This is a genomic window from Vibrio sp. KMM 9700 (genome assembly GCF_058545285.1).
In genome coordinates this window covers 2015585-2029385 of the sequence record NZ_CM178589.1, presented here as the reverse complement: position 1 = coordinate 2029385, position 13801 = coordinate 2015585, and the positions used below count along the sequence as shown (strand labels likewise).

Annotated in this window: 16 protein-coding genes; 10 read left to right on the top strand and 6 right to left on the bottom strand. The window is 41.0% G+C overall.

The genetic code is table 11. The features are described 5' to 3' along the window. From AC2VOY_RS09050 to csrD, 6 genes are all read right to left on the bottom strand, one after another. Complete coding sequence (locus tag AC2VOY_RS09050) at window positions 1-666, bottom strand: Maf family protein (protein ID WP_491830997.1); 666 nt, start codon at window positions 664-666, stop codon at window positions 1-3. Between the two features lie 165 nt (window positions 667-831). Then, a complete protein-coding gene (gene mreD, locus AC2VOY_RS09045; RefSeq protein WP_491830996.1) occupies window positions 832-1323 on the bottom strand; it encodes a rod shape-determining protein MreD in 492 nt (163 codons plus the stop codon). After that, window positions 1316-2350, bottom strand: coding sequence for a rod shape-determining protein MreC (mreC, locus tag AC2VOY_RS09040; RefSeq protein ID WP_491830995.1), 1035 nt, complete (start codon window positions 2348-2350; stop codon window positions 1316-1318). The genes mreD and mreC overlap by 8 nt, the downstream gene beginning before the upstream one ends. Before the next feature lie 90 nt (window positions 2351-2440). Then, complete coding sequence (locus tag AC2VOY_RS09035) at window positions 2441-3484, bottom strand: rod shape-determining protein (protein ID WP_491830993.1); 1044 nt, start codon at window positions 3482-3484, stop codon at window positions 2441-2443. A 374-nt stretch (window positions 3485-3858) separates the two neighbouring features. Then, on the bottom strand, window positions 3859-4392 hold the full coding sequence (locus AC2VOY_RS09030; RefSeq protein ID WP_491830992.1) for a hypothetical protein: 534 nt from the start codon (window positions 4390-4392) through the stop codon (window positions 3859-3861). A gap of 191 nt (window positions 4393-4583) precedes the next feature. Further along, a complete protein-coding gene (csrD, locus tag AC2VOY_RS09025; RefSeq protein WP_491830991.1) occupies window positions 4584-6596 on the bottom strand; it encodes an RNase E specificity factor CsrD in 2013 nt (670 codons plus the stop codon). A 118-nt stretch (window positions 6597-6714) separates the two neighbouring features. On the opposite strand from csrD, the gene AC2VOY_RS09020 reads away from it, so the two are divergent. The 10 genes from AC2VOY_RS09020 (at window position 6715) to yggU (ending at window position 13716) form a co-directional block, all read left to right on the top strand. After that, complete coding sequence (locus AC2VOY_RS09020) at window positions 6715-7275, top strand: SprT family zinc-dependent metalloprotease (RefSeq protein ID WP_491830989.1); 561 nt, start codon at window positions 6715-6717, stop codon at window positions 7273-7275. A gap of 102 nt (window positions 7276-7377) precedes the next feature. Further along, window positions 7378-8163, top strand: coding sequence for an endonuclease (locus tag AC2VOY_RS09015; RefSeq protein ID WP_491830987.1), 786 nt, complete (start codon window positions 7378-7380; stop codon window positions 8161-8163). An 89-nt stretch (window positions 8164-8252) separates the two neighbouring features. Beyond that, window positions 8253-8987 carry a 16S rRNA (uracil(1498)-N(3))-methyltransferase gene (gene rsmE / locus AC2VOY_RS09010; RefSeq protein ID WP_491830986.1) on the top strand — a complete coding sequence of 245 codons (735 nt, stop codon included), beginning with the start codon at window positions 8253-8255 and terminating at the stop codon, window positions 8985-8987. Between the two features lie 81 nt (window positions 8988-9068). Then, window positions 9069-10016 carry a glutathione synthase gene (gene gshB / locus AC2VOY_RS09005; RefSeq protein WP_491830985.1) on the top strand — a complete coding sequence of 316 codons (948 nt, stop codon included), beginning with the start codon at window positions 9069-9071 and terminating at the stop codon, window positions 10014-10016. Between the two features lie 92 nt (window positions 10017-10108). Next, entirely contained in the window at window positions 10109-10672 is a 564-nt protein-coding gene (locus tag AC2VOY_RS09000; protein ID WP_491830984.1) for a YqgE/AlgH family protein, read from the top strand. Window positions 10673-10690: 18 nt separating this feature from the next. Further along, on the top strand, window positions 10691-11125 hold the full coding sequence (ruvX, locus tag AC2VOY_RS08995) for a Holliday junction resolvase RuvX (protein WP_491830983.1): 435 nt from the start codon (window positions 10691-10693) through the stop codon (window positions 11123-11125). A 33-nt stretch (window positions 11126-11158) separates the two neighbouring features. Continuing rightward, complete coding sequence (locus tag AC2VOY_RS08990) at window positions 11159-11863, top strand: YggS family pyridoxal phosphate-dependent enzyme (protein ID WP_491830982.1); 705 nt, start codon at window positions 11159-11161, stop codon at window positions 11861-11863. Window positions 11864-11877: 14 nt separating this feature from the next. Then, window positions 11878-12708 (top strand): pyrroline-5-carboxylate reductase, encoded by an 831-nt coding sequence (gene proC, locus AC2VOY_RS08985; RefSeq protein WP_491830981.1) that lies wholly within the window; start codon window positions 11878-11880, stop codon window positions 12706-12708. Window positions 12709-12868: 160 nt separating this feature from the next. Further along, window positions 12869-13426 (top strand): YggT family protein, encoded by a 558-nt coding sequence (locus tag AC2VOY_RS08980; protein WP_491830980.1) that lies wholly within the window; start codon window positions 12869-12871, stop codon window positions 13424-13426. Next, window positions 13423-13716 (top strand): DUF167 family protein YggU, encoded by a 294-nt coding sequence (gene yggU / locus AC2VOY_RS08975; RefSeq protein WP_491830979.1) that lies wholly within the window; start codon window positions 13423-13425, stop codon window positions 13714-13716. The genes AC2VOY_RS08980 and yggU overlap by 4 nt, the downstream gene beginning before the upstream one ends. Window positions 13717-13801: the final 85 nt, after the last annotated feature.

The following is a 13801-nucleotide window of genomic DNA, read 5'->3' as shown; positions in this document are numbered from 1 at the left end:
TTATGATCCTAAATTGAAAAAATGTTGTTTCGACACACCTAAGTGACGTAAATAATTCTGAATAAGTTCATCCGTATCAAACAAAGGCAGCCCCATGATCCCATGGTAATTCCCATCTATATGGGTCACAAACTTACCGCCAATACCCTGAATGCCATAACTGCCAGCTTTATCTTGTGGCTCACCCGTGAGCCAATAGTTAATCATTTCTTCTTCAGATAAAGTCTTAAAGCTTACTCGGCTTTCAATTAATTTAGTTTCTTGATATGGGGCGTCAAGTTGAGATTCAGCGATTAAGCTGACTGCGGTATAGACCTGATGGGTTTGACCAGATAAAAGAGATAAAATTCGTTTAGAGTCTTGAAGATCCGAAGGTTTTTCTAAAATTTGACCTTGGCTTACGACAATTGTATCTGCGCCAAGTACGGCAACTTTCGTCTCTGCTGATGTGGATGATTGCTTAAGTTGATACACAGCCTGTGCTTTTTCTTTTGATAAACGCTGCACGTAGTCGGTGGCAGACTCAGTGGCTTGCACCACTTCCTCAATATCCGAAACACAAACTTGAAATGGGTAATTAAGAAGACAAAGGAGCTCTTGGCGTCTTGGGGAGCCGGAAGCTAACCACAATTCACCCTGCAAGTTTTTCTCTAATTGTACGCTCATCAATTCACCTTATTCACTCACCATTTCAAGGTGAATTCTTAAATTTCAACTATCTATATTACTTATACCATAAAAATGATACAAAAAACGGTGACTCATTCGCCACCGTTTATATCTGTTGCTTTATTTTGAATTATTTTAGCATTCAGTGGCAATTTTATGCCGTTAACGCATTTTCCAGCGTCGTCTAAATTGGCGTAAGAATAAAAACAACCACGGCCAGAGGATACAACTGACCACTCCAGACCATAAGATGCCAGGGTTGAAACTGCCTTGATGGATATAATATTCACCACAAAATTCAATCACTTTGGCAAACGCTGCTAAAATCCCAAATACAATCGCTTGCTGCCATAAGGCAAGGTTACGTAGGACTTGAAAATTACTTGCTGCAATATAAATCAAAACCGACATGCTTAGACCGCGGATGCCTAAAGTTGAACCAGCAAGAAGATCACAAGCTAGACCAACAAACATAGCCGTTAAAACATTGGCACGATGAGGTAATGCAAGCGACCAATAAAAAAGAACCAAGAGCGCCCAAGGTGGACGATACATCTCTAAGTTGCCCGGCCAAGGAATGGTTTGTAAAATCAGCGCTAAGATTAAACTAAGCCAAATGATCAACTTGGTTCGAAAGGCGTGTTGATTATCCATTTGTTTCAGCCTCTAGTGATGTTTTCTTCTGATCTGCATCAGGTTTTTCTACCTGCACCTCCGTCACATCCGGTTCTGCATTTAAAATGGCTTCACGAACCGCATCCTCAGACGCTTGATTTTCTTGATTTTGAGCTTTAATCAACTGTTGAGTACTTGCATCTTGAGTATCTTGTGTCGCTGGAGTCTCTTGTTGCTGACTTTGATCTGGACTTGGCCAAACCAATAGCAAATAACGCAGACGATCAAGATCAACTTCAGGTTTTGCTTGGATCAAGGCAAACGGTCGATGACTATCATTTTCAACCGAAACAATCGTCGCTACAGGGTACCCTTCTGGATAGCGTCCGCCTAAACCGGAAGTCAGCAGCACGTCACCGACTTGAATGTCTGTACTGGTTGGTACATGCTCAAGTTGAAGCATATTCAAGTCACCATTGCCCGATGCAATCACGCGAATATCATTACGTACGACCTGCACAGGAATGGAGCTATTGGAATCAGAAAGCAATAAAACACGGCTATTATGCGCAGCAACAAAAGTTACCTGACCCACAATACCGTTTTCATTAATCACAGGTTGTCCTTCATAGACCCCATCAATACGGCCTTTATCAATCACAACTTGTTGAGAATAAGAGGTTGAATCCACTGCCATAACTTCGGTCACCATCTTACGCTCATCTCGAACATAAGGTGAGCCTAACAGTTCACGTAGACGATTATTTTCTTCTTTATATTGAGTAAGTAGAAGTGCATCACTTTTTAAGAGTAAAAGCTCATTTTTTAGTCTTTTGTTTTCTGATTGTAAGGTTTCACGCGAGCTAAAGCCTTGATAAAGACCATCAAGTAAGTTACGCGGAAGGTTGGCAGCATACTGCACAGGGGAAACAAATGAATTGAGGTAATAACGAACTTGCGAGAAAACATCAAGACGCGTGTCTGCTACGATGAAAGAGACTGAAATGATAATTGCAAGAAGCAGTCGAAGGTGTAGCGATGGGCCACGACCGAAAATTAGTTTCATTGAGTTAGACCGAATGAGAGTGAAGCAACTTAGTTAATAAATACAAATATACCCAAGCAAGCATACACCTACTTGGGTATTAAGGCTTTATTATTCTTCGTTAAATAAATCACCGCCATGCATATCGATCATATCGAGAGCTTTACCACCACCAAGCGCTACACAAGTTAGCGGCTCGTCAGCAACAACAACAGGAATACCTGTTTCTTCAGCCAGTAGACGATCAATATCACGTAGCAGCGCACCGCCACCTGTTAGTACCATGCCGTGCTCTGAAATATCAGACGCAAGCTCTGGTGGGCATTGCTCAAGGGCAGCCATCACAGCAGAAACGATACCAGTAAGAGGCTCTTGCAGTGCTTCTAGAATTTCATTTGAATTTAGGTTAAAGCTACGTGGCACACCTTCAGCTAAGTTACGACCGCGTACTTCAACTTCGATCATTTCTTCGCCAGGATAAGCAGATCCGATTTCATGCTTGATTTTTTCAGCTGTCGCTTCACCGATTAGGCTGCCGTAGTTACGACGCACATAGTTGATGATAGCTTCATCAAAACGGTCACCACCGATGCGTACAGATGAAGAGTAAACCACACCGTTTAGTGAGATCACTGCAACTTCAGTTGTACCACCACCGATATCTACAACCATAGAACCTGTTGGTTCTGAAACGCGTAGACCGGCACCAATTGCAGCAGCCATTGGCTCATCAATCAAAAATACTTCACGCGCGCCAGCACCTAGTGCTGATTCACGGATTGCGCGACGCTCAACCTGAGTTGAACCACAAGGCACACATACAAGAACGCGTGGGCTTGGTTTTAAGACGCTATTATCATGCACTTGCTTGATGAAGTGCTGAAGCATTTTTTCCGTCACATAAAAGTCAGCAATCACGCCGTCTTTCATTGGACGAATCGCAGAAATGTTTCCTGGAGTTCGACCTAACATTTGCTTTGCTTCATGACCGACTGCGGCAACACTTTTTGTTGAGCCCGCGCGATCTTGACGAATCGCAACAACTGACGGTTCATTAAGAACTATCCCTTGTCCTTTGACGTAAATAAGGGTATTGGCTGTACCCAAGTCAATAGACAAATCATTTGAAAACATACCACGAAGTTTTTTAAACATGACTCTTCGTTATCCTACTAACAATAGAAGAAAAATAAATTAAGCTAAATGTACCAATGCATAGGCGATACAGCAAGTATAAACGTATTTTTAAGGGGCAAACGACCAAAATAGTTGCTAGTTTGCGCTGAACCAGTGTATTGTCCAGAAAATAAACACGTCCGCAAGATCGGTAGGTCAAAATTCTGTCAAAAGATATGACTAAAAATTGGTGCATAAGTATACATAAAAACAAAGGAAGAATTCAAACGATTCATTCTAAGTTTTAATATTTTTTACTAAGTGAAATAATTTACAAACAGAAATCATGAAAATCCTTCGCTTTTATTCAACAAGACTGAAAAGAAATAAAAATCATTAGCTTTCAGTGTGCTTTATGCGCCATCACAAACCTCACCAAGCAGCTCAATTTGTGCAGGTTGCTTCATGCTTAAGGCTTCTTGATAACGTACTTGGCAGTCAATGCCTGGCAACGAATAAACAATATCGCTTGTTGAGATAGAATAGATATTTAAGGATTTCCACTCTTGTTGCAAGTCAACTGAGAGTGCATCAATCATATCTGAAAAATAACTTGCTTGCGGATAACCATAATTGAGGCGAATACGCTTTTTATTGATAGTAATGACTGCGCGAGGATCTGCCTTATCGAAGCGAGAAATACCTTTACTCGCAGCTTTTAGACGTATGATTGACATTGCACCTTGTGCATTTTTTACAAGCATCTGTAATTGTTCAGATTTTGTAGTGGTTTGATATCCCAAAAATGATGGTACTGCGACGAAAGTAAGCATAATCAAGATTAAAATGATTAACATTATTTCAATGTAAGCAAAACCAATACGCTTAACTTTAGCTTTCAAAACACCCTCAGCATAGACATCATTAAAGTGTGGGTATTTTAGCATTAGCTAGTATAAACTCGATCAAATCACTAAAAATTGAGCGACTTAAGCTTTAAGTTTGTGGGCTTTCTCAGATCTTATTTTGTAAAGAGAATAAATTATTCAAAAAAATTTGAAGTCAGACAAATAAAAACTAAACCCAAGCTTCATTGACTAACTCTAAAGCATTAGCACTAAACACAAAATGCAATGACTTACTGACGCCAACGATTACGTCTACCAGGCATGACACGTTTCACTTTATCAGTAATCTTACTTTTTTGGCTCGGATCTGGATAAACTTGCATCTCAGGGCTAAAATAACGCCCTTGTATGACATGAATGCCGACATCATTTAAGACTTTACACTCTTGTTCATTTTCAATTCCAACCGCATAAGCTGAAATTTCTATATCCTGACATGCCCCAATCAAACTACGAATAAAAAGTTGATTCTCTGAGCGTTTATCAATCTGCTTGACCAAGCTTCGGTGGATTTTAATTGCATCAACCTTGATGCCTTTTAAGTAGTGAGTACTTACAATAGTTCGCCCAACTTGCTCGATAATTACTTTTGCTCCCAAAGCGGAGATTAAGTGTAGTATCGGACGCATTTTATCTAAGTCAGCAATGATCTCCCCTTCAATAAACTCAAAAGATAAGCGTTTGAGTAAACTTTTTGGTTGTTGAAGTAAAAAGTCTCTAAACCAAGTTTTGTATTCTTTCTTCGAAAAAGGTTGGGTAAATAAGTTGAGACTATACTCCCTGTCTGATGGCGCAGTGCGAATATACTTAAATGCCGTTTCAATCGTGAGTTTGTCAAAACGCGCTTGGTAGCCAACTTGCTCTAATGCATTGCTAAAGTGGGATGCTTTAATAATCTCATTATTCTCTTTAATCCGTGCAAAGATCTCACGGCTAAAGATTTGTCTTTCATCACCTTCAACTGAATAAACAATTTGTTCAAATAAATAAATTTCTTTTTTCTCAAAGACTTGGTCAAACAGATTACGCCAGCGCACTTGCCCCTTGTATTCATCTGTTTTATTTATATTTTTCTTATACTTGCCCCAAGTGTTAACGCCTAGAACCTGAGCTTCACGCAGCGCCATTTCAGCTTCATTTAAGATCTTGCCGCGACGCTCCCCTTGACCAAAAAAGCTTAACCCAATATGGCACCAATTATCAGGGTCTTCGGGTAAGTCAGAGTTCAGTTTTTCGAGTTGTTTAAGTGATTGCTGAGCTAAACGGGTGATTTCTTTAACCGATTGGTGTGAAATAAGCAGTGCAAATTGCGCCTCATAATAACGCGAGAACACAGCTTGAGGGTAACGCTGAGATAAATTAGATAAGGTGCGCGCAACACTTAAAATAAAGGCATCACACTCCTGTGGTGTGTGCTTAGCTTTGATTTCATCCCAATCTCGGATCGCCATCACCATGACAGCGCCATTATTACCACTTTCTTGTAGCGTTGATTCAAGTTTTGAATCGAATAAAACCCGATTCGCAGCGCCTGTTAGCTGATCTAAGAAAGTATGGGTACGAATAAAGGTATCAAATCGGCTACGCTCTTGCCTTGCATCCTGAAGTTCAGCAACAAGCCGGTTTAACGCCTGACTGGCAGTATGTGGCCACTCACTTTCATCACCAACTGCATACTTTTCAAGCTCGCCAGCAAGCAACATCCGACCACGCTCCTCTAAAAGCTCAGATCCAATTAATTGCTCTTTTAACCACTTCACGCCTTTAAATAGACAAAATACGACAAAAAGTACAGCAAAGGTTAAAGATGCAAAGGCATCACTTGAATCAAACTGATCAGCATAAGGTGGTGACGCTTTAAAAGAAATTGAATAGCTCGGGTTTAATTGAAAATCATAAGATTGGGTAATAATTTTTAGATCAACTAAAGCTGTATCTGTCGCGTTGGGATCTTTGTATTGATAAAAAAGCTTTCCATTGCGCTCCATTTGCATTTCAATAATACTATGTGAGCGCATGAGCTTAGGCAGCCAGTAATCTTTTCCTGGTAGATCAGGATTGACTGAAACTTGCTCATCAATAATTTGCGTTACATCTTGAAGCTGGCTTGTCACATAGGAGACGCCCATTTTTTTTAAAGTTAACGTGCCGCCAATAAAAATAATGAACATAGCTGTGACAACAAACATAGTCACAAAGGCAACCAAGCGTGTACTTAATTTCAGCGCTGGGGTGGATTTCATTGAGTAATTCCGTTTATCTATCCAAAGTAAGATTAAGCCGCTTAATCTTTATATCCAAATAAGTATGAAGTGAACAAAGCTCACATCATAGCAATAATATCAGTAATAGAGAATATCCATGCAAACTGATTGGTTGACGAGTGCCAAACATCCTTTAATTAGCACACAAGTATTGCTTGCCTTAGAAACACGCTTATATGAGCTAATATCTAAAGCAAATAATTGTTTTAAAATAGAATTCCCATACCCTCAGATAAATTTCAAACTAAGAGGTAAAGTCGCAGGAAAAGCATATTTACAAGCCTGGGAGATACGCCTCAACCCTAAATTATTGATTGAAAATCAAGAGGCTTTTATAGATGACGTGTTAGCCCACGAACTTGCGCATTTAATCGTCTATCATAGATTTATTCAACCACATTTAACAGCAAAATCCCGCCCAAACATCAAACCTCATGGCAGAGAATGGTGCGCGGTTATGGAAAAAGTCTTTCAACGCCCAGCCCAAGTTACTCACAGTTTTGATGTAACTTCGGTACAAGGGCCTGTTTTTTCTTATAAATGTCATTGCTCAAATCACGAATTAACCAAACGACGTCACTTAAAGGTACAACGAGAGCAAACCAGATACTTATGCCGAAAATGTAATCAAAGCCTAGTCTTTACACCAGAGCTTTAGATCTTAATGTATTTTTCTTTCAAATAAGTGCAATGATACTGTGATAAAAAACAGTAAAATGTTAAGATTGTGACAATATTCTTTCATTTGTAATCTTTTTATATGTTGTCTACAAAAAAACGCTTTCAAACAACTCGTTACCATTCCAATTTAGAAACTAAAATAAATAATTCATTACGGATTATCTTTCCACTCCTAAGCTCATTAGCGCTTGTCAGTTTTTCTGCTCAAGCAGCTCGTCATCAAGAAGGGACACCCGCTTCTTCTTTTTCTCAAGCAAAACGTCTTTCTACCGATATCTACGCCGTCAGCAAACAGCCAACCTTTTATTGTGGCTGTGAGATTAAGTGGCAAGATAACAAAGGGACACCCATGCTTTCTTCTTGCGGCTATCAAGTACGCAAACAAGAAAAACGCGCCAACCGAATCGAATGGGAGCATGTCGTCCCCGCATGGCAATTTGGCCATCAACTTCAATGTTGGCAAGATGGCGGACGCAAGGAGTGTGCTAAAAACTCCCAATTTAAACGAATGGAAGCTGATATGCACAACCTCACCCCAGCAGTTGGGGAGGTTAATGGCGATCGTTCAAATTACAACTTTAGCCAGTGGAATGAAAACCGTGGTGTAAGTTATGGCAGATGTGAGATGCAGGTTGATTTTAAAGGCCGCGCTGTCATGCCGCCAGAGCAATCACGTGGCGCCATTGCACGTACGTACCTGTATATGAACTCAAAATACAAGTTCAATCTGTCACGTCAGCAAACTCAATTAATGAATGCTTGGAATAAAACCTACCCTGTCACCAAATGGGAATGTGAGCGTGATGAGAAAATTGCCAAGGTACAAGGCAACCACAATTCATTTGTGCATGATGCTTGCCAATAAAAACATGGGTGTCCTTTATCTGCCCCTTGTTTTTTGCCCTTATCGCACGCATATTAGGACATTATATATTTTTCAAAAACAGGTCTATTATGCGTAACCCTCGAATTTATCACCCCTCTCCTATTACTCAACTCGGCGCTCTGGATTTAAGTGACGATGCAGCAGGACATGTTGGTCGAGTGTTACGTATGCAAGTCGGTCAAGCATTAACTTTATTTGATGGCTCAGGGTTTGAGTTTTCAGCTGAGATTTCTCAAGTTTCGAAGAAGCATGTCTCAGTCAATCTTCTTGATTCAAAAGAAGTAAATATTGAATCACCTTTAGACTTACACCTTGGTCAAGTCATCTCTCGTGGTGATAAGATGGAGTTTACGATTCAAAAATCTGTCGAGCTTGGAGTCAATACCATTACGCCTTTAATTTCAGAGCGTTGTGGAGTGAAGTTAAACCAAGAGCGCATGGCAAAAAAACTCGATCAATGGCAAAAGATTGCAATTGCTGCGTGTGAGCAATCTGGTCGCAATAAAGTGCCATTGGTTCGCCCAGTGATGATGCTTGAAGATTGGTGCGCAGAAGAAGATCCAGAAGCTTTAAAATTAAACCTACATCCAAGAGCCAAATACTCAATTAACACCTTGCCGACACCTGTTTCAAAAGTACGTTTGTTGATTGGCCCTGAAGGTGGTCTTTCTGCAAAAGAGATTGAAATGACAGAAGAATATGCGTTTGAGGAAACCTTGTTAGGCCCACGCGTTCTGCGCACTGAAACCGCAGCATTAACGGCAATTACAGCGCTACAAGTTCGTTTTGGCGATCTTGGCTAATTTTTTATTTGCTTTGATTTGGCATAATAAGCTTTCAATGATCAAGGTAGACATTTTCGACGCATGCACAGGAGATAATTCATGCTAAAAATCGGGATCGTGATGGATCCAATCGCTTCCATCAATATAAAGAAAGACTCTAGCTTTGCGATGCTCCTTGAAGCTCAGCGTCGAGGTTATGAAATTCATTACATGGAAATGGCTGATCTTCACCTAGATCAAGGCAAACCGCTTGCAGATACGAAGATCGTTACGCTTGAGCAAAATCCTGAAAAATGGTTTGAATTCACCAGCGAGCAAACGATCAACCTAGGTGAGCTTGATGCTGTTTTAATGCGTAAAGATCCTCCGTTTGATACCGAGTATATCTATGCGACTTATATTTTAGAGCGCGCTGAAGAACAAGGAACACTCATCGTTAACAAACCGCAAAGTCTGCGTGATTGTAATGAAAAGCTATTCACAGCTTGGTTCCCAGAACTTACGCCAACCACGATTGTGACGCGCAAAGCTGAAACCATTAAAGCTTTCCAAGCAAAACATGGTGATATCATCTTAAAACCACTTGATGGTATGGGCGGCGCATCGATTTTCCGCGTCAAAAAAGACGATCCAAACGTTTCAGTTATTATTGAAACTTTGACTAACCAAGGTCAAATGTACGCAATGGCGCAAACTTTTGTGCCGGATATCTCAAATGGTGATAAGCGTATTTTAGTCGTTGATGGTGAGCCGATGCCATATTGCTTAGCGCGTATTCCTGCTGAAGGTGAAACACGCGGCAACCTTGCTGCCGGTGGTCGTGGTGAAGCGCGTCCATTAAGTGAAACGGATTGGGCTATTGCCAAAGCGGTTGCGCCAACGCTAAAAGAGAAAGGCTTGATCTTTGTTGGACTGGATGTAATTGGTGATAAACTTACCGAAATCAACGTCACCAGCCCTACTTGTATCCGCGAGATTGAAGCAGCATTTGATATTTCAATTACCGCCAAGCTAATGGATGCGATTGAAGCTCGCGTGCAGAAATAAGTCAGTGCTCGCTTTAACTCAAGCGCTAATTTTTAGTAGAAATATAGAGTTAAAGCGAGTTCCCATAAGGCTCATAAGCAAAAAGGATAAGTATGAATTTAACGAATCACTTTTTAATTGCCACGCCAAGTATGAAAGATACGCGCTTTGATCACAGCCTGATTTATATGTGTGAGCATAATGATGAAGGTGCCATGGGTTTAATTGTCAATCAAGCCGTAAACATTAATGTCGGCAAGATGCTCAAACAAATCGAAGTGGATCCTGTCCATCCACAAATTTGTTTAAAGAACTTAGAAAACCCAGTTTTTCATGGCGGTCCTGTGGCTGAAGATCGTGGTTTTATTCTGCATACTCCGAAAGATAGATATCAATCTAGCATTCAAATTAATGATCAAATTACCTTAACCACATCCAAAGATATCTTAACCGTTTTGGGGACAGAAGCTGAGCCGCAACAATATTTAGTCGCACTTGGCTATGCGGGTTGGGATGCAATGCAACTTGAAACTGAGCTGCTTGAAAACTCTTGGTTAACGGTTGAAGCTGATCCTGAGATTATTTTCAACACGCCAATACATCTACGCTGGAAAGAGGCACTTAAAGCGCTTGGGATCGATGAGATCCAATTGACTCCAGATGCGGGACACGCATAAATCAGGATAGACAAAATCATGTCAACACAAAACAACCAAACCATCATGGCCTTTGATTATGGCACCAAAAGTATTGGCTCAGCGATTGGCCAAACAATTACCGGGACAGCCAGTGCATTAAAAGCTTTTAAAGCCAAAGATGGGATCCCAAACTGGCAAGATATAGAAAACCAACTCAAAGAGTGGCAACCAGATTTAATCGTTGTCGGCCTGCCCACTGATATGCAAGGGCAAGATCTGAAAGAAATTACCGCGCGCGCACGCAAGTTTGCCAACCGCCTACATGGCCGTTTTGGCTATCAAGTGGAGTTGCATGATGAGAGATTATCAACAGCTGAAGCTCGCGCCGAACTTTTTGAACAAGGTGGCTATAAAGCGCTTTCCAAAGGAAACATTGACTGCCAATCTGCGGTGGTGATTTTAGAAAGCTTTTTTGAAAGCCTATACGAATAAAAGCCTATAAATAAGATAGATAAAGGGATGATTGTGATTGATAGTCAGGCAATACAAGAAAATTTAGCGCATATTTTACAAAACATTCGCCAAGATGAGCTAAATGCAAACAGACCAGAAAATAGTGTGCGCTTACTTGCAGTAAGTAAGACCAAGCCAATTGAAGCCATTGAAGCGGCGATTAACGCCAATCAATTTGAGTTTGGTGAAAACTATGTCCAAGAAGGCGTAGATAAAATCCTGCACTTTCAAAATCATCCCCAACATCAAGCTTTAACTTGGCATTTTATCGGCCCCATTCAATCCAATAAGACGAAGCTAATTGCTGAACATTTTGATTGGGTGCATTCTGTCGATCGCCTTAAAATAGCCCAAAGACTTAGCAATCAACGTCCTACTCAATTGGCCCCGTTACAAGTATTAATTCAAGTCAATACCAGCCAAGAAGCGTCTAAATCAGGCGTATTGTTGCAAGATGTCGCGCCTTTATGTGAAGAGATTTCAAAGCTAGAGGATATTGAACTAAGAGGCTTAATGTCTATCCCTGCGCCAACTGATGATCCTCAAAAGCAAAAGCAAGCCTTTGAATCTTTAGAAGAAGTTTTTGAATCGTTAAAAGTAAAATACCCAAATTTTGATACCCTTTCGATGGGCATGAGCGCAGACATGAGCGCAGCAATCGCCTCAGGAAGCACCATAGTTCGTATCGGCAGCGCTATTTTTGGCGCAAGAAACTAATTCAAGGAAGAAAAATGAGCACTCAACTAAACCCTCGAAAAATCGCATTTATTGGCGCAGGCAATATGGCTCGATCTATCTTTTCTGGCCTACTTGCAACCGGTTATGACGCGAATTTAATTATTGCCACTCGCACTAGCGAGCAAGGTTGCGATGAGTATAAAAAAGCTTTTGGGATCCAAGCCACCACAGATAACCGCCAGGCGATTATGGATGCAGATGTCATCGTACTTGGCGTCAAACCTCAGATGATGAATGAAGTCTGCCAAGGCTTTAGCGATTTAGATTTATCCCAAAAATTAGTGATTTCGATTGCAGCAGGGATCAATTGCACCCGCCTTACTCAAATGCTTGGGCAAACCTGCCCTTTGATCCGCGTGATGCCAAATACTCCCTCTTTAGTTGGATATGGCATGAGCGGCTTATACGCACAACCTAATGTTTCACAAGCCGATAAAGATTTTACTCAAGGCTTAATGAATGCCGTAGGTAAAAGTGCTTGGGTTGAACAAGAATCTGAAATAAATCATATTATTGCCGCTGCAGGTAGCGCCCCTGCTTACTTCTTCTTGTTTATGCAAGCAATGGAAGAAGAAGCCACTCGCCTTGGCTTTGACGCACAAACGGCGCGCACCCTAGTCAGCCAATCGGCACTTGGCGCAGCGCATATGGTTGAAGCTAATCCAGAGCTAAGTCTTGAAGCATTACGCATGCAAGTCACCTCTAAAGGCGGCACCACAGCGAAAGCGATTGAAACATTTCAAACTGAGAATCTAGAGCAAACCGTTGCCAAAGCAATGCAAGCAGCCATTACGCGCGCGCAAGAAATGGAAAAGCAAATCTAGTCAGCTTGGTCGATTTCAACTAAGATACGCAAAAATTACGACTTTAAGAATCAATCAGCGTCATGATTAAAATGCCGAAAAGATGAAGAAATCGTATTAACATTTCCTTTTTATCTTTATTCAACTAGGCATAACACCAACAATATAGGTTTTTAGATATATGAATTCATTAAATTTTTTAGTTTCTACTGTTGTAGATTTATACATTATGCTGCTCTTGATGCGTGTCTGGATGCAAGCGGTGCGCGCGGATTTCTATAATCCGTTATCGCAATTTATCGTTAAAGCTACTCACCCAATTGTTGGCCCACTGCGCCGCGTGATCCCATCGATTGGTAATTTAGATCTCGCGACACTCTTACTCGCTTTTATATTAAGCCTCTTAAAGTTTGTGCTGTTAGCGCTTATCAATTCAAAAGGCGCATTTGCCTTTGATCCAAGCTTTATCTATTTTGGATTTTTATCCCTAATTAAAGCCGCTGGCATGCTTATTTTCTATGTGCTACTTGTGATGGCAATTATGAGTTGGGTCAGCCAAGGCCGCAGCCCTGTTGAGTACGTCTTTAATCAACTGACAGCACCGCTACTTGCACCGATTCGTAAAGTGCTTCCAGCGATGGGCGGGTTTGATTTTAGCGTCTTAGTGCTCTTTATCATCCTGCAATTTATCAACTTCTTCATGGGCGATATTATTGGCCCAGTATGGTACAGCCTATGAGTCAAGCCGCATCTTTTGACGGTGATGACTTAGTGTTACGTCTTTATGTGCAGCCCAAAGCCAGTCGCGATAAGATTGTTGGTCTGCACAATGAAGAGCTTAAAATTGCCATCACTGCGCCGCCGGTTGATGGCAAAGCAAACGCACACATAACGAAATACTTATCCAAGCAATTTAAAGTTGCCAAAGGCGCTATCAGTATTGAAAAAGGTGAGCTTGGCCGGCACAAGCAAGTCAGGATCAGCTCACCTAGCCAAATCCCAAAAGAAGTTGAAGCGCTTATTTCTTAGGCTTATAAACAGTCATTTACTGCAGTAAAACATAGGACACCCATGTTTCTCATGGCTAGATTTCATAAAGTATAAATATGGGACA